The sequence below is a fragment of the Amycolatopsis sp. WQ 127309 genome, from assembly GCF_023023025.1.
GTDB lineage: Bacteria > Actinomycetota > Actinomycetes > Mycobacteriales > Pseudonocardiaceae > Amycolatopsis.
The window spans coordinates 6,017,278-6,043,099 of record NZ_CP095481.1 but is presented as its reverse complement, the minus strand read 5'-3'; the positions used below and the strand labels follow the sequence as shown (position 1 = coordinate 6,043,099).

The 25,822-nt window shown below is 73.7% G+C and carries 2 protein-coding genes; both read right to left on the bottom strand.

The annotated features are described in order from the left end of the window. Positions 1-33 precede the first annotated feature (33 nt). Positions 34-10,407 carry an SDR family NAD(P)-dependent oxidoreductase gene (locus tag MUY22_RS27925; RefSeq protein WP_371827692.1) on the bottom strand — a complete coding sequence of 3,458 codons (10,374 nt, stop codon included), beginning with the start codon at positions 10,405-10,407 and terminating at the stop codon, positions 34-36. 16 nt (positions 10,408-10,423) lie between these two features. Beyond that, positions 10,424-25,804, bottom strand: coding sequence for a type I polyketide synthase (locus MUY22_RS27920; protein WP_247049347.1), 15,381 nt, complete (start codon positions 25,802-25,804; stop codon positions 10,424-10,426). Between the last annotated feature and the right edge of the window lie 18 nt (positions 25,805-25,822).

Sequence of the window (25,822 nt, the reverse complement as noted above, 5' to 3'; positions counted from 1 at the left end):
CGTGTTGGCCGTCGGCGGTGGTGAGTCGAGTGGTCATGAGATGCCGAACTCCTTGCCGATGAAGTCGAAGATCTCGTCGTCCGAGGCCACTTCCAGGTCTTCGGCGACCGACTGCTCCTCTTCCGGTTCCGGCTCCGCCCAGGCGGACGCCAAGCCCCGAAGCCGGCCGGCGATCCGGGCGCGGCCGGACTCGTCCGGCACCACCTGCGTCAGCGCGGCACCGAGCCGGTCCAGCTCGGCCAGGAGTGCGGTGATCGCGGCGGTGCCGTCCGGGGCCAGGTCGGCCGCGAGCCGCGCGGCCAGGTCCAGCGGGGTCGGGTGGTCGAACACCAGCGTCGCGGGCATCCGCAGCCCGGTGACCACGGCCAGCCGGTTGCGCAGCTCCACCGCCGTCAGCGAGTCGAACCCCAGCTCCTTGAACGCCCGCGCCGGCTCGACCAGATCGGCGTCGGCGTGCCCGAGCACCGCGGCGACCTGCCCGCGGACCAGGTCCAGCAGGATCCGCTCGCGGTCCTCGGCCGACGCGGTCGACAACCTCGCGGCCAGCGCCGCCCCGGCCCCTGCCGAGACGTCCGCACCACGCCGCGCGGGAACCCGGACGAGACCCCGCAGCAACGCGGGCACCTCGCCCTGCGCGCGAGCCGCGGCGAGGTCGAGCCGGACCGGCACGAGCGCCGGGTCGCCGGTCGCGACCGCCGTGTCGAACAGCGCCAGACCCTCCTCCGTGGACAGTGCGGCGACGCCACCCCGGTGCAGACGCCGGACGTCGGCGCCCTCGCCCATGCCGTCGTCCCACAGGCCCCAGGCCAGCGACGTCGCCGGCAGCCCCCGGGCGTGCCGGTGTGCGGCCAGCGCGTCGAGGAAAGCGTTTGCGGCGGCGTAGTTCCCCTGCCCCGCGTTGCCGAACACGCCGGCCGCGGAGGAGAACAGGACGAACGCGTCGAGGTCGCCGGTCAGCTCGTGCAGGTTGACCGCGGCGTCGACCTTCGGCCGCAGCACCGCGGCCACCCGCTCGGGCGTGAGCGCCGACAGGACGCCGTCGTCGAGGACGCCGGCCGCGTGCACGACGGCGGTCACCGGGTGCTCGGCCAGCACGGCGGCCAGGGCGTCGCGATCGGCGACGTCACAGGCAAGCATCCGCACCTCGGCCCCCAGTCCCGAGAGTTCGGCCGCCAACTCGGCGTCCGCACCCCGACGGCTGAGCAACAGCAGGTCACGGACGTCGTGCGCGGTGACCAGGTGCCGCGCGAGCACCCGGCCGAGCGCGCCGGTCGCGCCAGTGAGCAGGACCCGGCCACCCGGCCGGAACCGCGGCGCGTCCTCCGGCCGCGGCACCCGCGCCAGCCGCGGCGCGAAGACGTCCCCGGCACGCACGGCCAGCTGCGGCTCGTCGGTGGCCAACGCCCCGGCCAGCGCCTTCGAGGACTCGACGTCGTCATCGAGGTCGGCCAACCGGAACCGGCCGGGCTCCTCGGACTGCGCAGTGCGGATGAGACCCCAGACCGCAGCGGCGGCCGGATCCGGCACGGTGTCACCCTCGGCGGCGGCGACCGCGCCCCGGGTGAGCAGCACGAGCTGGGTCGCGGCGAACCGCTCGTCCGCGAGTACCGCTTGGACCAGCGCCAGCGCGAACCCGGTGGACTCGTGCGCGGCTGCGGCGGTGAACCCACCGGTGACCGGCACGACCAGCGTGTCCGGCGCCGGCCCGCCGTCGTCAAGGACGTCGGTGAGCGCGGCGAAGTCCGCATGGGCCACCGCCCCGATCGCCTCGGCCGCGGCCGGGTCGCCGGTGAGCAGAGCGAGCTGCCGGACGCCGTGGGCCACCGGGGCAACGGGCTGCCAGCCCATCCGGAACAGCGACTCGACGCTGCCCCCAGACGGCAGCGCAAGCGGCCGGACCACCAGCGACTCGACGCGGGCGACCGGCGTACCGGCGTGATCGGTGACGTCGAGCGCGATCGCGTCCACACCGGCCGGACGCAGCCGAACCCGCAGCGCGGTGGCCCCGGTGGCGTACAGCGAGACACCGGACCAGGAGAACGGCAGCCGCGGCCCACCGTCTCCCCCGGTCTTCGTGCTCCCCCGCGACATCGCGTGCAGCGCGGCGTCGAGCAGCGCCGGGTGCAGGCCGAACGCCGTCGCGTCGGCATCATCGGGCAGCGTGACCTCGGCGCAGACGTCCTCACCGTCCCGCCAGATCGCCCGCAGCCCCTGGAATGCCGGCCCGTAGTCGAACCCGGCCAACGCCAGGTCGTCGTAGATCCCCTCCACCGCAACAGATTCGGCACCCACGGGCGGCCACTCGGCCAGCACCTCCGGGACGGCCGCACCGCTCGCAAGGGCGCCAGTAGCGTGCACGGTCCACGGCTCACCGTCACCAGTGCGCGAATGCAGCGCGAGTTCCCGCGCCCCGGACTCGCCGGGAGCCCCGACAGAAAGCTGCAGCTGGACCGAACCCTGCTCGGGCAGGACCAACGGCGCGGCAAGCGTCAGCTCCTCGACGCGATCGCAGCCGACCTGGTCACCGGCCCGCAGAGCGAGTTCGACGAACGCCGTGCCGGGCAGCAGCACGGTGCCCCCGACGGCGTGGTCGGCCAGCCACGGGTGCGTCCGCCGCGACAGCAACCCGGTGAACACGACGGAGTCGTCGCCGGCCAGGTCGACACTCGCACCGAGCAGCGGATGCCCGGCAGCACCAAGCCCCGCCGACGCGACATCACCGACCATCGCCGGCGGGTGCAGCCAGAACCATTCACGCTGGAAGGCGTACGTCGGCAGGGCAACCCGCCGCGCCCCGGTCCCGGCGAACACCTGGCTCCAGCCCGGCGCGGCACCCACGGTCATCGCCGCACCAGCGGCACCCGCAGTCATCGCGGCACCTGCAGTCATCCCGGTGATCACGGCGCCCGCCGCAATCGCGGCGCCGAGTGCGGTGACCGCCGAGGCGACCTCCGGACGGCCCTTGCGCAGCGCCGAGACCGCCGTCGCAACCACGGTGTCCTGGGCCATCGCGGACAACACACCGTCCGGGCCCAGCTCCACGAACGTCGTGACCCCGGCGGCCTCCAGCGTGCGAACGCCGTCGACAAACCGCACGGCCTCCCGAACGTGCCGCACCCAATAGTCGGCGTCGAACTCCGTGACCAGCTCACCGGTGACGTTCGAGACAATCGGTATAACCGTCTTACCGTAAGACAGAGACTCAGCTATACCCCGGAACTCCGCCAGCATCGGATCCATCAGCGGCGAGTGGAACGCGTGGCTCACGGCTAGCCGCTTCGTCTTGCGGCCCAGGTCGGCGAAGTGCCCAGCGATCGCCAGCACCTCGGCCTCGTCACCCGAAATGACCGTCGACTCCGGGCCGTTCAGCGCCGCGATGGTCACACGGTCAGACAGATATACCGAAACCTCGTCCTCGGACGCCTGCACAGCCACCATCGCCCCACCGGACGGCAGCGCCTGCATCAACCGCCCCCGCGCGGCGACCAGCGTCACCGCGTCAGCCAGGGACAACACCCCGCCGACGTGCGCGGCGACGATCTCGCCGATCGAGTGCCCGGCCAGGTACCCCGGCTTGACGCCCCAGCTCTCGAACAGCCGGAACAACGCCACCTCGAGCGCGAACAACGCGGCCTGGGTGTAGTCGGTCCGGTCCAGCAGGGCGTTCTCGTCGAAGAGAACCGTCTTCAGTGGAGTGTCCAAAGTGAACTCGGCACACACCGCGTCCAGAGCGGAAGCGAACACCGGGAACGCGTCGTACAGCTCACGCCCCATGCCCGAACGCTGACTGCCCTGCCCGGTGAACAGGAACGCCAGCCCACCAGCGGTCGTGCCGGTCTCGACAGCACCCAAGGCGTCCAGCAGCGCACCGGGCTCCTCGGCGGTAAGCACCACGCGACGCTCGTGCAACGTCCGGTTCGTGGCCTGCGAGAACGCAACGTCGGCGACACGGAAGTCCGTACCCGCCAGGTGATCACGCAGCCGCCGCGCCTGCGAGCGCAACGCCGCGTCGGTGCGGCCGGAAACGACCACCGGCACCGCACGGTCCACGCCCGGCACGACCCGAGCAGGCTCGACAGGCGCCTGCTCGATGATCGTGTGCGCGTTGGTCCCGCTGAACCCGAACGACGACACCGCCGCCCGCCGCGGCCGGTCCACCGACGGCCAGGCCCGCGGCTCGGTCAGCAGCGAGACCGCGCCGGCCGTCCAGTCGACGTGCGGAGTCGGCTCGCCGACGTGGAGCGTCCGCGGCACCACGCCGTGCCGCATGGCGAGAACCACCTTGATGATCCCGGCGACCCCGGCCGCGGCCTGCGTGTGCCCCAGGTTCGACTTGACCGAGCCCAGCAGCAGCGGCTCACCGGCACGCTCGGCGCCGTAGGTGGCCAGCAGCGCCTGCGCCTCGATCGGGTCGCCCAGCGATGTCCCGGTGCCGTGCGCCTCGACGACGTCGACGTCCGAAGTGGACAGACCGGCGTCGGCAAGGGCCTGGCGGATCACGCGTTGCTGCGACGGTCCGTTCGGCGCGGTCAGGCCGTTGGACGCGCCGTCCTGGTTGATCGCACTCCCGCGGACCACCGCGAGCACCTCGTGACCGTTGCGCCGCGCGTCCGACAGCCGCTCCAGCAGCAGCACGCCGGCGCCCTCGGCCCAGCCCGTGCCGTCCGCGTCGGCCGAGAACGCCTTGCAGCGACCGTCGGACGCGAGCCCGCGCTGCCGGCTGAACTCGACGAACGCGCCCGGCGTCGCCATCACCGTCACACCGCCGGCCAGCGCCATCGTGCACTCGCCGGAGCGTAAAGCCTGCGCGGCCAGGTGCACCGCGACCAAAGAGGACGAACACGCCGTGTCGACCGTGACCGCGGGGCCCTCCAGACCGAGCACATAGGACACTCGGCCGGAGGCGACACTGCCCGACCCGCCGGTGCCCAGGTAACCCTCGACGCCCGGCGGAATCGCGGGCAGCCGCGAGAGGTAGTCGTGGTACATCACACCGGCGAACACGCCGGTTTTGCTGCCACGCAAGGAAGTCGGGTCGATCCCCGCTCGCTCGACGGCCTCCCACGACGTCTCCAGCAGCAACCGCTGCTGCGGGTCCATCGCGATCGCTTCACGCGGCGAGATGCCGAAGAACGCCGGGTCGAACTCGCCCGCGTCGTAGACGAACCCGCCCTCGGAGGCGTGGCTGCTGCCCTCGCGGTCCGGGTCGCCGCCGAAGAGCCCGGAGACGTCCCAGCCGCGGTCGTCCGGGAACGCCGAGATCGCGTCCCGGCCGTCGCGCACCAGGTCCCACAGGTCCTCGGGGCTGCGCACGCCGCCGGGGTAGCGGCAGGCGGCCGCGACGATCGCGATCGGCTCGTCGACGCCGGTCTTCGCGGTGACCGCCTCGGCTTCGGCGACCTCGCCGAGCAGGTCGGTCCGGAGCTGCCCGGCCAGCGCGGCCGGGGTCGGGTAGTCGAAGATCAGCGTCGCGGGCAGCCGCAGCCCGGTTGCCGCGCCCAGCCGGTTGCGCAGTTCGACGGCGGTCAGCGAGTCGAACCCGAGGTCACCGAAGGTGCGGGTCACGTCGACGTCCTCGACGGCCGCGTGCCCGAGCACCGCGGCGATCTGCGTGCGCAGCGTCGCCAGAACCAGCTCGGAACGGTCGGCTTCGGGCGTGGCGGCGAGCTTGCGCGCCAGCGGCGAGCCGGTCGGCCCGGCCGCCGCGGTCCGCCGCGCGGCCGTGCGGATCAGTCCGCGCAACAGCGGCGGAACGTCGCCGCCGGCCCGGATGCCGGCCAGGTCCAGCCGGATCGGCACGACCAGGGCCCGCCCGGCGTCCGCGTCGAGCAGCGCCAGACCGTCCTCCGTGGACAGTGCGGCGATCCCGCCGCGGCCCAGCCGGCCGACGTCGGCGCCGTCGATCATGCCGTCGTCCCACAGACCCCAGGCCAGCGACGTCGCGGCCAGGCCCTGAGCCCGCCGGTGGGCCGCGAGGGCGTCGAGGAAAGCGTTTGCGGCGGCGTAGTTGCCCTGGCCAGCGTTGCCGAAGACCCCGGCGGCCGAGGAGAACAGCACGAACGCGTCGAGGTCTTCGGTCAGCTCGTGCAGGTTGAGCGCCGCGTCGGCCTTCGGGCGCAGGACGGCGTCCAGGCGATCAGCCGTCAGCGTGGACAGGACGCCGTCGTCGAGAACCCCGGCGGCGTGCACGACAGCGGTCACCGGGTGCTCGGCCAGCAACGCGGCCAGCGCAGCACGGTCGGCGACGTCGCACGCGGCCACGGTCACCTCGGCGCCCAGCTCACGCAACTCCGCCACCAGCTCGGACGCGCCGGGCGCATCCGGCCCACGCCGGCTGGTCAGCAGCAGCCGACGAACGCCGTGCGCCGCGACCAAGTGCCGGGCGACCGCGCTGCCGAGCGCGCCAGTGGCGCCGGTGACCAGCACCGTCCCGTCGGGTCGGAGCCCGGCGAGGGTGCCACCGGACGCGCTCACGCGAGTCAGCCGCGGCGCGAGAACCCGGCCGCCGCGGACCGCGACATACGGCTCACCAGCGGAAACGGCGATGGCCAGCGCGACCGAGCCGTCGGTGTCGACGAGCGCGATGCGGCCCGGGTGTTCGGCCTGTGCCGACCGCACGAGCCCCCCGGCGGCCGCACCAGCGAGGTCGGTGACGTCCTCGCCAGGCAGCACCGCGGCGCCGCGGGTGAGGACGACCAGCGACGTCTCGTCGAAGCGGACGTCGGTGAGCAGCGTCTGCAGCAGCGCCAGAGCGAGGTGCCCGCGCTCGTGGACGTCGCCGGTGAGGTTCAGCACCAGCACGTCCGGCGCCGACTCCAGGTCCTCGTCCAGCTCCAGGAAGTCTTCGTACCGCTCGATGTCCAGACCAGCGTCCGGTCCCAGCAGCACCCAGCGGCCGTCGACGGTCGTCTCGGCGGGCACCGGCACCCAGTCGACGCCGAACAGCGCGTCGGTGCCACGCTCGACACTTCCCAGCGGACGCAGGGCCAGCGACGACACCGTCGCGACGGGTGCGCCGGTGCCGTCGGCGATGGTCAGCGCAACCCCGTCCACAGTGGACGTCAGACGGACTCGCAGCTCAGTGGCCCCGGTCGCGTGCAGCGCAACACCGGACCACGCGAACGGCAGGTGCGCGCGGCCCGGCTCGACGAACGCGCCGAGCCCGATGGCGTGCAGCGCGGCGTCGAGCAGCGCGGGGTGCAGCGCGAACCCGGCCGCCGCGCGCTCGTCGGGCAGCGCGACCTCGGCGTAGACGTCCTCGCCGCGGCGCCAAGCCGCGCGCAGGCCCTGGAACAACGGCCCGTACCCGAAGCCGGCCTCACCGAGCGCGGCGTAGTGGCCGGACAGGTCGATCGCGTCACCGGCCGGGGGCCAGTCCCCCAGCGGCTCGGCCGGGATCTCCGACGCGGTCAAGGTGCCTTCGGCGTGCCGCGTCCACGGCTCGTCGGCGAGCGCGCTTTCGAGTCGCGAATGGACGGTCAGCGGGTACCGGCCCTGCTCGTCCGCGTTACCGACCCACACCTGCAGGTGGACGGCGTCGCGCTCGGGCAGCACCAGCGGCGCGTGCAGCGTCAGCTCCTCGACGCTCCGCGCGCCGACCTGGTCGCCGGCGCGCACCGCGAGCTCGACGAACGCGGTCCCGGGCAGCAGCACGGTGCCGCCGACGGCGTGGTCGGACAGCCACGGGTGGCTGTCCAGCGCGAGCCGGCCGGTGAGCAGCAGGCCGCCGTCGGCTCCGGCGACGCCGACCGCGGCGCCGAGCAGCGGGTGGTCGGCCGGGCCGAGGCCGAACCCGGTGGCCGAGCCGGTGAAGGTCCGCGCCGGGTACAGCCAGAAGTGCTCCTTCTGGAAGCGGTAGGTGGGCAGGTCGACCCGCGCGTGGTCGCCGGGCAGCAGCCGCGTCCAGTCGACGCGCGCGCCGTTCGCCCAGGCCAGGCCGAGCGCGGCGACGGCGGTCTCGGGCTCAGGACGGCCGGCGCGCAACGCGGGCAGCGCCTGGACACCTTCAACGGTCTGAGCCGTGAGCGCGGAGAGAACGCCGTCGGGGCCCAGCTCGACGAACGTGCGGGCGCCGGCCTCGTGCGCGGCGGTCACGGCCTCGGCGAACCGGACGGTCTCGCGGACGTTCCGCACCCAGTAGCCGGGGTCGGCCACCTGTGCGCCGATTTCCACTGTGGACACAGCAGGAATCCGCGGTTCGCTGTAGGTGAGCGACTCCGCGACCGCGCGGAACTCGGCCAGCATCGGGTCCATCAGCGGCGAGTGGAAGGCGTGACTCACGGTGAGCCGCTTGGTCTTGCGCTCGGTGAAGTGCGCGGCGACGGCGAGCACCGCGTCCTCGTCACCCGAGAGCACCGTCGACATCGGACCGTTCACAGCGGCGATCGCTACCCGATCCGTCAGGTGCGGAATCACCTCGGCCTCGGACGCCTGGACGGCCAGCATCGCGCCGCCCTCCGGCAGCGTCTGCATCAGCCGTCCACGCGCCGCGACGAGCTTGGCGGCGTCGTCGAGCGAGAACACTCCGGCGACGTGCGCGGCGGCGATCTCCCCGATCGAATGCCCGATCACGACGTCGGGTCGCAGGCCCCAGTGCTCGACCAGCCGGAACAGCGCCACCTCGATCGCGAACAGCGCGGCCTGGGTGTACCGGGTCTGGTCCAGTCGGCCGTCGTCACCGAACACGACATCGTGATCCAGCTCCAGGCGTTCGCAGACGGCGTCGAACGCGGCCGCGAACTCCGGATAGGCGGCATACAGCTCGCGCCCCATGCCGATCCGCTGGCTGCCCTGTCCGGTGAACAGAAAAGCCAGTTTCCCTTCCCCGGCCACACCCGTGACCGTGGTGTCGCCGACCAGTACCGCGCGGTGCTCGTGCGCGGCCCGCCCGGTCGCCAGCGCGTGGGCGACGTCGGCGGGATCGGCCGTCAGCTCGCGGATCGCCTCGACCTGCGCAGCCAGCGCCTCCGGCGAGCGTGCCGACACGACCCTCGGCACCGCCGGAACGTCCACTCGCGACAGTGCGGCGGGCTCTTCCGGTGGCGCCTGCTCGATGATGGTGTGCGCGTTGGTGCCACTGAACCCGAACGACGACACGCCGGCACGGCGCGGCCGGTCCACCGACGGCCACTCGCGCCGCTCGGTGAGCAGCTCCACTGCGCCCGCCGACCAGTCGATGTGCGGCGACGGCTCGCCGACGTGGAGGGTCCGAGGCAGCACACCGTGGCGGATGGCCTGGACCATCTTGATCACGCCGCCCACGCCGGCGGCGGCCTGCGCGTGCCCGATGTTGGACTTGAACGACCCCAGCCACAGCGGTTCGCCGGCGCGCTCGGCGCCGTAGGTCGCGAGCAGCGCCTGAGCTTCGATCGGGTCGCCGAGTGTGGTACCGGTACCGTGCGCTTCGACGGCGTCGACGTCCGCTGTGGACAGTCGCGCGTCGGCCAGCGCCTGGCGGATCACGCGCTGCTGCGACGGGCCGTTGGGCGCGGTCAGGCCGCTGCTGGCGCCGTCGGAGTTGACCGCGCTCCCCCGGATCACCGCGAGCACCGGGTGCCCGTTGCGACGCGCGTCGGAAAGCCTTTCCAGCAGCAGCATCCCGGCACCTTCGGCCCAGCCGGTGCCGTCCGCGTCGGCGGAGAACGCCTTGCAGCGGCCGTCGGCGGCGAGCCCGCGCTGACGGCTGAAGTCGATGAACGCGGCCGGGGTGGACATCACCGTGACGCCGCCGGCCAGCGCCATCGTGCACTCCTGGCGGCGCAGCGCCTGGCACGCCCAGTGCATCGCGACCAAAGAGGACGAACACGCGGTGTCGACGGTGACCGCCGGGCCCTCCAGCCCGAAGGTGAACGACACCCGGCCCGAGGCGACGCTGCCGGAGCTGCCGGTGCCGAGGTAACCCTCGACGCCTTCGGGCACGGCCGGCAGCCGCGACGCGTAGTCGTGGTACATCACGCCCGCGAAGACGCCGGTCCGGCTACCACGCAACGAAACCGGGTCGATCCCGGCCCGCTCGAAGGCCTCCCACGACGTCTCCAGCAGCAGCCGTTGCTGCGGATCCATGGCGAGCGCCTCACGCGGGCTGATCCCGAAGAACGCCGGGTCGAACTCGGCCGCGTCGTGCAGGAAACCGCCTTCGGCCGAATAGGACGTGCCGGCGTGGTCGGGGTCCGGGTGGTACAGCTTCTCGACGTCCCAGCCGCGGTCGCGCGGGAACGGCGTCACACCGTCCACACCGGACTCGACGAGCTGCCACAGGTCCTCCGGGCTCGTGATCCCGCCCGGGTAGCGGCAGCTCATCGCGACGATCGCGATCGGCTCGGCCTCGACCTCCTGCAGTCGCTGCCGGGTCTGGGCCAGGTCGGCGGTCACCCGCTTGAGGTAATCGCGGAGTTTCTCTTCGTTCACCATGGCTGCGTCCCGTTCAGATGCCGAGTTGGTTGTCGATGAAGTCGAAGATCTCGTCGTCGCTGGCCGAACCGAGCCGCGAGACCGATTCGTCCACAGCGGACGCGGGTGCACACCGGCCGAGCAACGCCTGCAGCCGGACGGCGAGCCCGGCGCGGGCGTCGTCGTCCAGCCCGGTCAGCGCGTCCCCGAGCGCGGTCTCCAGACGGCCCAGCTCGGCGAGCACCGGCGCCGGGCCCCCTGCGTCGACGGCGCCCAGCTCGCCGGCCAGGTGCGCGACGAGGACGTCCGGGCTCGGGTGGTCGAACAGCAGCGTCGCGGGCAGCCGCAAGCCGGTCGCGGTGCCGAGCCGGTTGCGCAGCTCCAGTGCGGTCAGCGAGTCGAACCCCTGCTCGAGGAACCCGCGGGCCGGGACGATCGCCTCCGCTCCGCTGTGCCCGAGCACCGCTGCGGCCTGTGAACGCACGAGGTCCAGCAGCAGCGCGACCCGGTCCGCACCGTCCACTCCGGACAGTGCGGCGTGCACCGCGGCGGCCGGATCCGCCTCGGCCGCCACGCGACGGGCCGGAGTGCGGACCAGGCCGCGCAGGACCGCGGGCACCCCGTGCGTCGCCGCGCGGGCCTGGACCAGCCCGGTGTCGAGCCGCATCGGCACGAACGCGGGTTCCCCGGACGCCAGCGCGGCGTCGAACAGCGCCAGGCCTTCGTCTTCGGTCAGCGCGGCCACCCCGCCGCGGGACATCCGCTTGACGTCGGCGTCGGCGCCCATGCCGCCGCCCTCGGTCGCCCACAGGCCCCAGGCCAGCGACGTCGCCGGCAAGCCCTGGTCCCGCCGGTACCCGGCCAGCGCGTCGAGGAAAGCGTTGGCCGCCGCGTAGTTCGCCTGGCCGGCGTTGCCCATCGTGCCCGCCGCGGACGAGAAGAGAACGAACGCGTCGACGTCCCCGGCCAGCTCGTGCAGGTTCAGCGCGGCGTCGACCTTCGGCCGCAGCACGACGTCGAGGCGGTCGGGGTCGAGCCCGGCGAACGTGCAGTCGTCGAGGACACCCGCGGTGTGCACGACCGCGGACACCGGATGCTCGGCCAGCAGCGCCGCCACGGCGTCGCGGTCGGCGACGTCGCAGGCCGCGAACGTCACCGCGGCGCCCAGCTCGCGCAGTTCGGCGCCGAGCCCGGTGTCGGTGCCGCGGCGGCTGACCAGCAGCAGGTTCCGCACGCCGTACGCCGTGACCAAGTGCCGGGCGAACAGCCCGCCCAGCGCGCCGGTGGCCCCGGTGACCAGCACCGTTCCGGCCGGGTCGAGGGACGCGAGCCCCTCGACAGCGGACTCGGCACGCGCCAGCCGCGGCGCGCTCGCCACCCCCCGGCGGAGCATCAGCTGCGGCTCGCCGGTGGCCAGTGCGGCGGGCAAAGCGCGCAGCGACGCGTCCTGGTCGTCGGCGTCCACCAGCACCAGGCGGTCCGGGTGCTCCGACTGCGCGGATCGCAGCAGGCCCCAGACCGCGGCGTTCGCGAGGTCGTCGGCGTCCGGGCCGGCCGCGTACCGGGTCCGGAACACGATCTTCGTGTCCAGCAGACGGTCGTCGGCCAGGGCGGCCTGGGCCTGGGCCAGCGCGCGGAAGACGGCCAGCCGCACCGCGCCGGCGTCGGCCGGGCCCGCCTCGCACGGCAGCACCAGGACGTCCGGAGCGACCTCGTCGTCGGTTGCGGAAAGGAAGTCCTCGTACTCGCGGACTTCGACGCCACTCGCTCGCAGGGCATCCGCCAACGCAGGGTCGTCACCGGCGATCGCCCAGGTGCCGGGCAGCTGCGCGGCCAGCGGGACGCCGGACCAGCCCAGCTGGAACAGCGACCCCGAGCGGGCCGGGGCCAGCCGCCCCGCCGGGCGGAGCACCAGGGCGTCGATCGTGGCGACCGGCGCGCCGGTGGCGTCCGCGATGTCCAGCTTGACCGCGTCTTTGCCCGCGCCGCTCAGCCGGACGCGCAGCCGGGACGCCCCGGTGGCGTGCAGGCCGACCCCGGTGAAGGAGAACGGCAGGCGGCCGGTGCCGGTGTCTTCGACCAGCGTGCCGAGCCCGACCGCGTGGAGCGCGGCGTCGAGCAGGGCGGGGTGCAGCCCGAACCCGGTGGTCTCCTCGGCGAGTTCGACCTCGGCGAAGACTTCGCCGTCGCGCCGCCAGGCGGCCTGCAGGCCCTGGAACGCCGGGCCGTACCCGAATCCGGCGCCGGCCAAGGCCTCGTACCAGCCGTCCAGGGGCACCTGCTCGGCCTCCGGCGGCCAGGACTCGAGGTCCGCGGCGGCCGGTCCCGGCTCGGCGGTGAGCGTCCCGGCCGCGTGCCGCGTCCAGGGGTCCCCGGTGTTCTCCGGTCGCGAGTGAACGGTCACCGGGCGACGCCCATCCTCGTCCGGCGCGCCGACGCCGACCTGCACCGCGACGCCGCCCTGCTCGGGCAGGATCAGCGGCGTCTCCAGGGTCAGCTCCTCGATCCGGGGGCAGCCCGCCTGGTCGCCGGCTCGCAGCGCGAGCTCGACGAAGGCGGTGCCCGGCAGCAGGATCACCCCCTGGACGGCGTGGTCGGCGAGCCACGGGTGGGTCCGCGTCGACAGCACGCCGGTCGCGACGAGTCCTTCGCCCCCGGCCAGCGCGACGGTCGCGCCGAGCAGCGGGTGGCCGCCCGGGGCGAGGCCGAACGCGCTCGCGTCGCCCGGTCGCGGTGCGCCCGCCGAGGGCCAGAAGCTCTGGCGCTGGAAGGCGTAGGTCGGCAGCGGGACCGGCCGGGTCGATGCCGGGCCGAACGGCTTGGTGACGTGCCCGCGCACCTGGAGGGTGCCCAGCGCCGTGACCGCGGTGAGCGGCTCGGGCCGACCCGAGCGCAGCGCGCTCACGAAGGTGCCGGTGGCGCTCTCCTGGGCGAGCGCCGTCAGGACGGCGTCCGGTCCCAGCTCGAGGAACGTCGTGACACCCTGGGCGGCCAGCTCGCGCACGCCGTCGGTGAACCGGACGGCCGCGCGGACGTGAGTGACCCAGTACTCGGCGTCGAACTCCGTCACCAGCTCGCCGGTGACATTCGAGACGATCGGTATAACGGTCTTACCGTAAGACAGAGACTCCGCTATACCCCGGAACTCCTCCAACATCGGGTCCATCAGTGGCGAGTGGAAGGCGTGGCTCACGACCAGCCGCTTGGTCTTGCGGTCCGCGAACTTCTCGGCCACCGCCAGCACGGCGTCCTCATCGCCCGAGATGACCGTGGACGCCGGGCCGTTCAGCGCCGCGATGGTCACCCGGTCCGACAGATATCCCGAAACCTCGTCCTCGGTCGCCTGGATCGCCGCCATTGCGCCGCCTTCGGGCAGCGCCTGCATCAGGCGTCCCCGCGCCGAAACCAGCTTCACCGCGTCCGCCAGCGACAGCACCCCCGCCACGTGGGCGGCCGCGATCTCGCCGACCGAGTGGCCGAGCAGGTGACCCGGCCGCACCCCCCAGTCCTCGAACAGCCGGTACAGTGCGACTTCCAGCGCGAACAGCGCGGGCTGGGTGTACTCGGTGCGGTCGAGCGCGGCCGCGTCCTCGAAGACGACCGTCCGCAGTGGACCGTCGAACTCCGCGCACACCGCGTCCAGTGCGGCCGCGAACACCGGGTACGTGTCGTACAGCTCGCGACCCATCCCGGCCCGCTGGCTGCCCTGCCCGGTGAAGAGCACGGCCAGCCCGCCGGTCGTCACCTCACCCTCCACAACGGACGGTGCGTGCTCGCCACGGGCCAGCACGCCCAGCCCGGCGCGGAAGCCGTCCCGGTCGTCCGCGACGACGGCCGCGCGGTGGTCGAACGACGCCCGCGTGTCCGTCAGGGCCCGGCCGATCTCGGCCAGGCCGAGCTGCGGGTGGGCGTCGAGGTGGGCGCGCAGCCGCTGCGCCTGGTCGCGCAGGGCCTGCGGCTCGCGGGCCGTGAGCACCCACGGGTGCGGCCCGGCCACGTCCGCAACCGGCGGTTCCGCCGCGGCCGGGACCTGCTCGATGATCGTGTGCGCGTTGGTGCCGCTGAACCCGAACGACGACACCGCCGCCCGGCGCGGCCGCCCGGTCTCCGGCCACGCCCGCTGCTCGGTGAGCAGCTCGACCGCGCCGGCGGACCAGTCGATGTGCGGCGACGGCTCGTCGACGTGCAGCGTCTTCGGCAGCACACCGTGGCGGATGGCCTGGACCATCTTGATCACGCCGCCCACGCCGGCCGCCGACTGGCTGTGCCCGATGTTGGACTTCAGCGAGCCCAGCCACAGCGGCTCGCCGGTGCGCTCGGCGCCGTAGGTCGCGAGCAACGCCTGCGCTTCGATCGGGTCGCCGAGGACCGTGCCGGTGCCGTGCCCCTCGACGGCGTCCACATCGGACGGTTCGAGGCGCGCGTTGGCCAGCGCCTGGCGGATCACCCGCTGCTGCGACGGGCCGTTCGGCGCGGTCAGGCCGTTGGACGCGCCGTCGGAGTTCACCGCGGTCCCACGGACGACCGCGAGCACCGGGTGCCCGTTGCGCCGCGCATCGGAAAGCCTTTCCAGCAGGAGCATTCCGGTGCCTTCGGACCAGCCGGTGCCGTCCGCCGCGGCGGCGAACGCCTTGCAGCGGCCGTCCTCGGCCAAGCCCTGCTGACGGCTGAAGTCGATGAACGCGGCCGGGGTCGACATCACCGCGACCCCGCCGGCCAGCGCCAGCTCGCACTCGCCCTGCCGCAGGGCCTGCGCCGCGAGGTGCAGTGCCACCAGCGACGACGAACAGGCCGTGTCCACGGTGACCGCCGGGCCTTCGAGCCCGAAGGTGTAAGCGACCCGGCCGGACGCGACACTGCCGGACGTCCCGGTGCCCAGGTAGCCCTCGGCGCCGGCCGGAACGGTGTGCAGCAGCGCGGAATAGTCGTTGTACATCACGCCGGCGAACACGCCGGTGCGGCTGCCGCGGACCGCGTGCGGGTCGATGCCGGCGCGCTCGAACGCCTCCCACGACGTCTCCAGCAGCAGCCGCTGCTGCGGGTCCATGGTCAGCGCCTCGCGCGGGCTGATCCCGAAGAACGCCGGGTCGAACTGGTCGGCGTCGTGCAGGAACCCGCCGTGGCGGGTGTAGCTCGTGCCGGCTTGGCCGCGGTCCTCGGCGTAGAGCGAGGCGAGGTCCCAGCCGCGGTTGGCGGGGAACTCCGAGACGGCGTCGCCGCCGGTCTCGACCAGGCGCCACAGCTCCTCCGGCGAGCGGACGCCGCCGGGGTACCGGCAGGCCATCGCGACGATCGCGATCGGTTCGTCCACATGGGACGCCGCGGCCACGACCGTCTCCCGCTCCTGCGTGCCGAGCAGTTCGGCGGCAAGGAACGCGGCCAGGACCTCCGGGGTCGGGTAGTCGAAGACGAGCGTCGCGGGCAGCCGCAGCCCGGTGGCCGCGTTGAGGCGGTTGCGCAGCTCGATCGCGGTCAGCGAGTCGAAGCCGAGCTCGGTGAACGCGGTGCGCGCGCCGATCGCGTCCGGCGTGGCGTGGCCGAGCACCCCGGCGACCTCCGCACGGACGACGTCGAGCACCAGCGCGTCGCGGTCCTCGGCCGTCGCCAGCCGCGCCGCGAGGGAACCGGGCTCAGCGGCCGCAGCGGCGCGGCGGGCCGGAACCCGCACGAGGCCGCGCAGCAGCGGCTGCACCGTCCCGTTCGACGCCGCCTGCGTCCGGAGCACGTCGAGCACCAGCCGGACGGGCACGAGCTGGGCCTGGTCGGCGGCCAACCCGGCGTCGAAGAGCCGGAGACCGTCCTGAGTGGACAGCGCGGCGACCCCGGACGACTCCAGCCGGCGCAGGTCGGCCTCGTCGAGGGTGCCGCCCATGCCGCCGGTCTCGGCCCACAGGCCCCAGGCCAGCGACGTCGCGGGTTCGCCCAGCTCACGGCGGTGCGCCGCGAGCGCGTCGAGGTAGCTGTTGGCCGCGGCGTAGGCCGCCTGGCCCGCGCCGCCGAAGACGCCGGCGGCCGAGGAGAACAGGACGAACGCGTCGAGGTCTTCGGTCAGCTCGTGCAGGTTGCGCGCCGCGTCCGCCTTCGGGCGCAGCACTGCGGCGAGCCGTTCGGGGGTCAGCGAGCCGAGCACGCCGTCGTCGAGGACACCGGCGGTGTGCACGACGGCGGTCACCGGGTGTTCGGCAAGCAGCGCTTCGAGGGCGTCGCGGTCGGCGACGTCGCAGGCCGCGAACGTCACCTCGGCGCCCAGCTCCCGCAGCTCGGCACCCAGTCCGGTGTCGATGCCGCGGCGGCTGACGAGCAGCAGGTTCCGCACACCGTGCGCGGTCACCAGGTGCCGGGCGCACAGCGAACCGAGTGCGCCCGTGCCGCCGGTGATCAGGACGGTCCCGTCGGGCCGGAACGTCACCGGCGCACCCGGGGTCTCCACGGCCAAGCGCGGCGCGAGCACCTTGCCTTCGCGGATCGCCGTCTGCGGCTCGCCACTCCCGGCGGCCGCGAGGATGCGCGCGACGTCGGCGTCACCGGCGTCGACCAGCGTGAACCGGCCCGGGTTCTCGGTCTGGGCGGTGCGGATCAGGCCGATCGACGCGGCCGCGCCGAGGTCGGTGATCCGGTCGTCCGGACCGGCGGCAACCGCGCCGCGGGTGACCACGACCAGCGCGGACTCCGCGAACCGCTCGTCGGACAGCCATTCCTGGGCGAGCGCCAGAGTGCGGTCCACATCGGACACCTCGACCACGACGGCCGGCGGCACCTCGGTCAGCTCGGCGAGATCGGCCACCACGGCGTAAGTCGCCGGATCCGGCTCAGCACCGGCAGCGACGGCCGTCCAGTCCACTTTGTACAGCGGCAGGTGGTCCCCGGCGAGCTGCGCGGCCTGAATCGGGCGCAGGACCAGAGAATCGACACTCAGCACCGGCTGCCCGGCGGGATCGGTCGCCTCGATCGAGACGGCGTCGGTGCCCGCCGCAGTCAGCCGCACCCGCAGCGCGGACGCACCGGTGGCGTGCAGCGAGACCCCGGACCAGGAGAACGGGAGCCGGGCACCATCGGCGTCGAGGACGCCGAGGCCGATGCCGTGCAGAGCCGCGTCGAGCAGGGCCGGGTGCGCCCCGAAGCGCGACGACTCGACGTCGGCGTCGAGCGCGACCTCGGCGAACACCTCACCACCGCGGCGCCAAGCGGCCCGCAGGCCCTGGAACACCGGGCCGTAACCGAGACCGGTGGCGTAGAGCGCGTCGTAGAGGCCGGCAACGTCGACCGGTTCGGCCCCAGCGGGCGGCCACTCCCCATCGGACACTCGCGCCACGCTCTCCGGCACCAGGGTGCCGCTGGCGTTGCGAACCCACGGCTCGCCGCCGATGCGCGAGTGGACGGCCAGCGATCGGCGGTCGCCGAGGGCGGCACCGAGGGTCAGCTGCACCGTGACCTCGCCGTCGGCGGGCAGGATGATCGGCTGCTGCAGGGTCAGTTCTTCGATCCGGGCACACCCGAGGTCGGCGCCGGCCCGCAAGGCCAGCTCGACGAGCGCGGTGCCGGGCAGCACGATCGCGCCGTGCACCTGGTGTTCAGCCAGCCACGGCTGGGCAGCCACGGACAGCCGTCCGGTGAACAGCACACTGTCCACTTCGGCCAGTTCGACGGCCGCGCCGAGCAGCGGGTGCCCAGTGGCGACCAGGCCCGCGGCGGCGACGTCGGCGGCACTGACCGGGGCGTGCAGCCAGAACCAGCTGCGCTCGAAGGCGTAGGTGGGCAGATCGACACGGCGGGCGCCGTCGAACAGCGCCGCCCAGTCGACCGGGGAGCCGGTCGTGTGCGCCACGCCGAGCGCGACCACCGCGGTGTGTGCCTCGGGACGGCCCTTGCGCAGTGCCGGAACGAACGTCGCGTCGGGAACGATCTCCTGACCCAGCGCCGACAACACGCCGTCCGGCCCCAGCTCGACGAACGTCGTGACGCCCCGGGCCGCCGCCGCGCGGACGCCGTCGAGGAACCGGACGGCCTCACGCACGTGCCGCACCCAATAGTCCGCGTCGAACTCCGCGATCGGCGAACCGGTGACGTTCGAGATGATCGGTATAGCCGACTTACGGTATGACAGAGACTCCGCTACACCGCGGAACTCGGCCAGCATCGGGTCCATCAGCGGCGAGTGGAACGCGTGGCTCACGACCAGCCGCTTCGTCTTGCGGCCCAGGTCGGCGAAGTGCGCCGCCACGGCCAGCACCGCGTCCTCATCACCCGAGATGACCGTCGATGACGGGCCATTCAGCGCGGCGACGGTCACACGGTCTGACAGATATACCGAGACCTCGTCCTCGGTCGCGTCCAGAGCCACCATCGCGCCACCCGTCGGCAGCGCCTGCATCAGACGACCTCGCGCCGACACCAGCTTCACCGCGTCCGGCAGCGACAGGACGCCCGCGACGTGCGCCGCGGCCAGCTCGCCGATCGAGTGGCCGACCAGCACGTCCGGCCGCAGGCCCCACGACTCGTAGAGCCGGAACAGCGCCACTTCCAGCGCGAACAGCGCCGCTTGCGTGTACTGGGTCTGGTCGACGTCCCCGTCGAGGTCCAGCCCGGCGGCGATCTCGTCGAACGCCGTCGCGAACACCGGGTAGGCCGCGTACAGCTCCCGGCCCATCCCGGCCCGCTGGCTGCCCTGGCCGGTGAACAGGAACCCCAGCCCACCGCCGGCCACGGCACCGGACTCACCGCGCGCGACCGCTTCCAGCCCGGCACGCAGCTCGGCGACGTCCGCACCGGTCACGACCGCGCGGTGCGCGAAGCGGACCCGTCCGGTCGCCAGCGAGAAGCCGACGTCGGCAGGATTCTCCTCGGCAAGGAAGTCCAACAGCCTCGAGGCCTGGCCGCGCAGCGCCTCGGGCGTCTTGGCCGAGAGCACCCACGGCACCACCGGCATCGACGCCGGCGCGACAACCGGAGAAGGCTCCGGGTACTGCTCGATGATCGTGTGCGCGTTGGTCCCGCTGACGCCGAACGACGACACCGCCGCACGACGCGGCCGGCCCGTCTCGGGCCACGGCCGCTGCTCGGTCAGCAGCTCCACCGCGCCGGACGCCCAGTCCACGTGCGGGGTCGGCTCGTCGACGTGCAGCGTGCGCGGGAGGACGCCGTGGCGCATCGCCATGACGACCTTGATGATCCCGCCGACACCGGCCGCGGCCTGCGTGTGCCCGACGTTCGACTTGAACGACCCGAGCCACAGCGGCTCGCCGGTGCGCTCGGCACCGTAGGTCGCCAGCAGGGCCTGCGCCTCGATCGGGTCGCCCAGCGTGGTGCCGGTGCCGTGCGCCTCGACGACGTCCACATCGGACGGTGCGAGCCGCGCTTCGGCCAGCGCCTGCCGGATCACGGTCTGCTGTGCGGGCCCGCTCGGCGCGGTGAGGCCGTTGGACGCGCCGTCGGAGTTCAGCGCCGAGCCGCGGACGACGGCGAGCACCGGGTGCCCGTTGCGGCGCGCGTCGGACAGCTTCTCCAGCAGCAGCATGCCCGCGCCCTCGGACCAGCCGGTGCCGTCGGCCGCGGCGGCGAACGACTTGCACCGGCCGTCGAACGACAGCCCGCGCTGCTTGCTGAACTCGACGAACGCCCCCGGCGTCGACATCACGGTGACCCCGCCGGCCAGCGCCAGTTCGCACTCGCCCGAGCGCAGCGCCTTGGCCGCCCAGTGCAGCGCGACCAGCGACGACGAGCACGCGGTGTCCACCGTGACCGCCGGGCCTTCGAGACCGAAGGTGTAGGCGACGCGGCCGGACGCGATGCTGCTCGACCCACCGGTGCCGAGGTAGCCCTCGACGCCGGGCGGGGTCGTGTGCAGCCGCGACGCGTAGTCGTGGTACATCACGCCGGCGAACACGCCGGTCCGCGTGCCGCGCACGGACTCCGCCGGGATCCCGGCGCGCTCGAACGCCTCCCACGATGTCTCCAGGAGCAACCGCTGCTGCGGATCCATCGCCAGCGCCTCACGCGGGCTGATCCCGAAGAAGGCCGGATCGAATTCGCCCGCGTTGTGCAGGAAACCGCCTTCTCGGACGTAGGACGTGCCCGACGAATCCGGGTCGACGTCGTGCAGCGCGTCGAGGTTCCAGCCGCGGTCGCCGGGGAACGGCGAGATGCCGTCGCCGCCGTCGAGCACCAGCCGCCACAGGTCTTCCGGGCTGGCGATGCCGCCGGGGTAGCGGCAGCTCATCGCCACGATCGCGATCGGCTCGTCGCTGCCGGACGTCGTCACGGCGACGCGTGCGCGGCTTGGGCCGCCGGTCAGCTCGCCGCCGAGGTACCCGGCGACCTTGGCCGGGTTCGGGTGGTCGAACACCAGTGTCGCGGGCAGCCGCAGGCCGGTCGCGGCGGCGATGCGATTGCGCAGGTCGACCGCGGTGAGGGAGTCGAACCCGAGGTCCTTGAACGCCCGGCCCGGCTCGATCTCGCCCGCATGGGCGTGCCCGAGGGCCAGCGCGACCTGCGTCCGGACCAGGTCCAGTAGCGCGGTGTCGCGGTCGGCCGGGGACAGCTCGGCGATCCGCGAGCCCAGCGTCGAGGCGGCCGCGGCGGTGTCCACCATGCGGCGGACGGGCACGCCGGCCAGCCCACGCATGATCGGCGCGAGCGCGCCCGTGGACGCCTCGGCCCGCAGCACGGCGGGATCGATCCGCATCGGCACGAGCACGGCGTCCGATGTGGACAGCGCGGTATCGAACAGTTCGGTGCCCTGCTCGGCAGAAAGCGCTAACACGCCGGCGCGGTTCATCCGGGCGCGGTCGGCGTCGTCCAGCGACGCGGCCATGCTGCCGCCCGCCGCCCACAGGCCCCAGGCCAGCGACGTCGCGGTGAGGCCCTGGGCGCGGCGGTGCGCGGCGAGGGCGTCGAGGAAGGTGTTGGCGGCCGCGTAGTTGGCCTGCCCGGCGCTGCCGGTGATGCCGGACGCGGACGAGAACAGGACGAACGCGCGCAGGTCGGCGTCCGCGGTCAGCTCGTGCAGGTTCAGCGCGGCGGCCGCCTTCGGGCGGGCCACCGTCGCGAGCCGCTCCGGGGTGAGCGCCGAGATCACGCCGTCGTCGAGCACCCCGGCGGTGTGCACGACCGCGGTCAGCGGGTGCGCGGCCGGGATGCCCGCCAGCACCGCGGCGAGGGCGTCGCGGTCCGCGACGTCGCAGGCCGCGAAGGTGACGCGGTCCCCCAGTTCGGCGGCCAGCTCGGCCGCGCCGTCGGCGTCGGCGCCGCGGCGGCTGAGCAGCAGCAGGTGCCGGACGCTGTGACGCTCGGCGAGGTGCCGGGCGAACAGCTTGCCGAGCGCGCCGGTGCCGCCGGTGATCAGGACCGTGCCGTCCGGGTCCAGGTCGGACGGCGTTTCGTCCGCCCGGGCGACCCGCGCCAGACGTGGGGCGAGAATGGCGCCGTCACGGATGGCGGTCTGCGGCTCGCCGGTGGCGGCCGCCGCGACCAGGTCGCCGATGCCCGCGGCCGCGTCCAGGTCGACCAGGAAGAACCGGCCGGGGTTCTCCGACTGCGCGGACCGGACCAGGCCCCAGACCGGTGCCGCGGCCAAGTCGGCCACGCCGGTCTCGTCGACCGGTACCGCGCCCCGCGTGGCCACGACCAGCGCGGACTCGTCGAACCGCGAATCGGACAAGAACTCCTGGAGCACGGCCAGTGCCCGCTCCGCCGCGTCGTCTCCGGCGAACCCGGCGACGACCACCTCGGGCACGTCGTCGCCCAGCTCGGCGGCGCCGTCGAGGCCCAGCTCGTCCGGGCCGGCCAGGACGTACTCGTGCCGCGCCGGGGTGGCCGGGACGGCGGTCCAGTCGACGCGGAACAGGCTGTCGTGGCCCCGGGTCCGGGCGGCCGCGATCTGCTCGGCCGACACCGGCCGCAGGACCAGGGACCCGATCGAGGCGACCGGACGACCTTCGGCGTCGGCCAGGGTGAGTGCGACGGCGTCGGTCCCGGCCCGGCTCAGCCGGACCCGCAGTGCGGACGCACCGGTGGCGTGCAGCCGGACGTCGGTCCACGCGAAGGGCAGGCTGCCGCCGCCGGTCTCGGTGAGGAAGCGGCCCAGGCCGACCGCGTGCAGGGCGCTGTCGAGCAACGCCGGGTGCAGCCCGAACGGCGCGGCGTCCGTGCCGGCGGGTAGCGCGACCTCGGCGAACACATCGTCGCCGCGCCGCCAGGCCGTGGTCAGGCCGCGGAAGACCGGGCCGTAGCCGAAACCGCGCTCGACGGTCCGGTCGTAGAAGCCGGTCAGGTCGACCTGCTCCGCGTCGGCCGGGGGCCACTCGGTGAGTCCGTCCTGAGTGGACTGATTCGCGGTAGCCAGAACGCCGGAGGCGTGGAGGGTCCAGGGCTCGTCGTCGAGTCGCGAGTGGACGGTCAGACTGCGGCGGCCGTCGTGGTCCGGCGCGCCGAGGGCGAGCTGGACGGCGACGCCGCCGGTCTCCGGCAGCACCAGCGGGGCCTGCAGGGTCAGCTCTTCGAGGTGGTCGCAGCCGGCCTGGTCACCGGCGCGGACGGCCAGCTCGACGAACGCGGTGCCGGGCAGCACGGCCGGGCCGGACACCCGGTGCTCGGCCAGCCACGGGTGCGAACGCAGGGAAAGCCGGCCGGTGAAGAGGAAGCCGTCGCCGTCGGCCAGCCCGACGGCGGCCCCCAGCAGCGGGTGCTCGACGGCGTTCAGCCCGGCCGAGGTGAGGTCGCCGGGGCCGGAGGTGGCGAGTTCTGGCCAGTACACGGACCGCTGGAAGGGGTAGGTGGGCAGCTCGACGCGGCGGCCATCGGGCAGCAGCGCGGCCCAGTCCGGAACCGGGCCACGCACGTGGACTTCGGCCAGCGCGGTCAGCAGGGTGCGCTCCTCCGGCCGGTCCGCGCGCAGCACCGAGCTGAAGGAGGCGTCATCGGCACAGTCGGCGCCCATCGCCGACAGCACGGCGTCGGGACCCAGCTCGAGGAACGTGTCGACCTCGTTCGCGCACAGAGTGCGGATGCCGTCGAGGAACCGGACGGCCTCACGGACGTGGCGGACCCAGTAGTCCGCGTCGAACGACGTGACCAGCTCACCGGTGACGTTCGAGACGATGGGGACAACCGGCTGACCGTAGGACAGCGACTCGGCCACCCTGCGGAACTCGTCGAGCATCGGGTCCATCAGCGGCGAGTGGAACGCGTGGCTCACGGTGAGCCGCTTCGTCTTGCGGTCGGCGAACTGCTCCGCGACCGCCAGCACCGCGTCTTCGTCACCCGAGACGACGGTCGAGTTCGGGCCGTTCAGCGCGGCTATGGCCACCCGGTCCGAGAGGTGTGGCGTGATCTCGTCCTCGGTCGCTTGGATCGCCACCATCGCACCACCCGACGGCAGCGCCTGCATCAGCCGGCCCCGCGCGGCAACCAGCTCGGCGGCGTCGGCCAGGGACAGCACCCCGGCCACGTGCGCGGCGGCCAGCTCACCGACCGAGTGGCCGAGCAGGAACCGCGGCCGCAGCCCGAGGTGGGTGACCAGGCGGTAGAGCGCGACCTCGACGGCGAACAGCGCCGGTTGGGTGTAGCGCGTCTGGTCCAGCAGCTCGGCGTCATTCAGGACTGTCGCCAGCGGCCGGTCGAGGTGGACGTCCAGCGCGGCGCAGACCTCGTCGAACGCGGCCGCGTAGACCGGCTGGGTCCGGTACAGCTCGGCACCCGCGCCGACGCGCTGGCTGCCCTGGCCGGTGAACAGGAACGCGAGCTTGCCGTCGGACACCGTGCCGCGGACCTGGCCGGGACGCTCGGTGTCCGCAGCGAGCGCGGACAGCGCGTCGGCGAACCCGGCGCGGTCCGCCTCGATCAGCACCGCCCGGTGCTCGTGGGCGGTCCGGGTGACGGCCAGCGAGTGGCCGAGGTCGTCGAGACGGACGTCCGTGGCCAGCTGCCCGCGCAGCGACGCGGCGAGTTCGCGCAGGGCCGCGCCACTGCGCGCGGAGAGCACCCACGAACGCAGCTTCGGGGCTTCCGCCGGCCGGGCAGCGGCCGGTTCGGGCAACGGCGCCTGCTCCAGCACGACGTGCGCGTTCGTCCCGCTCATCCCGAACGACGAGACCGCCGCCCGGCGCGGCGCCCCGGTCTCCGGCCACGGCCGCGCCTCGGTGAGCAGCTCGACCTCGCCCGCCGTCCAGTCCACTTTGGACGAAGGCGCGTCGACGTGCAGCGTCTTCGGCAGCAGACCGTGCTGCATCGCCTGCACCATCTTGATCACGCCGGCGATGCCCGACGCGGACTGAGCGTGGCCGATGTTCGCCTTGAGCGAGCCGAGCCACAGCGGCCGTCCCACGGGCCGGTTCCGGCCGTAGGTGGCCAGCAGCGCCTGCGCCTCGATCGGGTCGCCCAGCGCGGTGCCGGTGCCGTGCGCCTCGACGGCGTCCACATCGGACAGTGCCAGCCCGGCGGCGGTGACGGCCTGCCGGATCACCCTCTGCTGCGCGGGGCCGTTGGGGGCGGTCAGGCCGTTGGACGCGCCGTCGGAGTTGACCGCCGAGCCGCGGACGACCGCGAGCACCGGATGGCCGTTGCGCTGCGCGTCGGACAGCCGTTCCAGCAGCAGGACGCCGACGCCTTCACCCCAGTTGGTGCCGTCGGCGGCCTCGGCGAACGCCTTGCAACGGCCGTCGACGGCCAGCCCGCGCTGGCGCGAGAACTCCACGAACGCGCCCGGCGTCGACATCACCGCGACGCCGCTCGCCATCGCCAGGCCGCACTCGCCGTTGCGCAGGGCCTGCACGGCCAGGTGCAGCGACACGAGACCGGACGAGCAGGCAGTGTCCACAGTGACCGCCGGCCCCTCCAGACCGAGGGTGTAGGCGATCCGGCCGGAGACGACGCTGGCCGCGTTGCCGGTACCGAGGTGACCCTCCATGCCGTCGCGCGCCAGCAGCAGGAGCGTCGCGTAATCCTGCATGTTGGTGCCCGCGAACACGCCGGTCTTGCTGCCGCGCAACGACTCCGGGTCGATCCCGGCGCGCTCGAGGACCTCCCACGACGTCTCCAGCAGCAGCCGCTGCTGCGGGTCCATCGCCAGCGCCTCGCGCGGGCTGATGCCGAAGAACGCCGAATCGAACTCGGTGGCCCGGTCCAGGAAACCGCCTTCGCGGACGTAGCTGGTGCCCTGGTGGTCGGGGTCCTCGTCGTAGATCGCGTCGAGGTCCCAGCCGCGGTCGCCGGGGAACGGCGTGATCGCGTCGGCCTCGTCGACCGCGACCCGCCACAGCGCCTCGGGCGTGTCGACACCGCCGGCGTACCGGCAGCTCATCGCCACGACCGCGATCGGCTCGGTGTCGGACGACTCGGCCGCGGCCAGGCGCTGCCGGGTCTCGTGCAGATCCGCGGTGACCTTCTTGAGGTAGGTCACCAGTTTTTCTTCGGTCGCCATGTCAGGCCTGCCCCTCAT

What these genes read in the sequence shown, in the direction of transcription:
- MUY22_RS27920 (WP_247049347.1), bottom strand. Translation starts at nt 25,804, where the DNA reads ATGGCGACCGAAGAAAAACTGGTGACCTACCTCAAGAAGGTCACCGCG.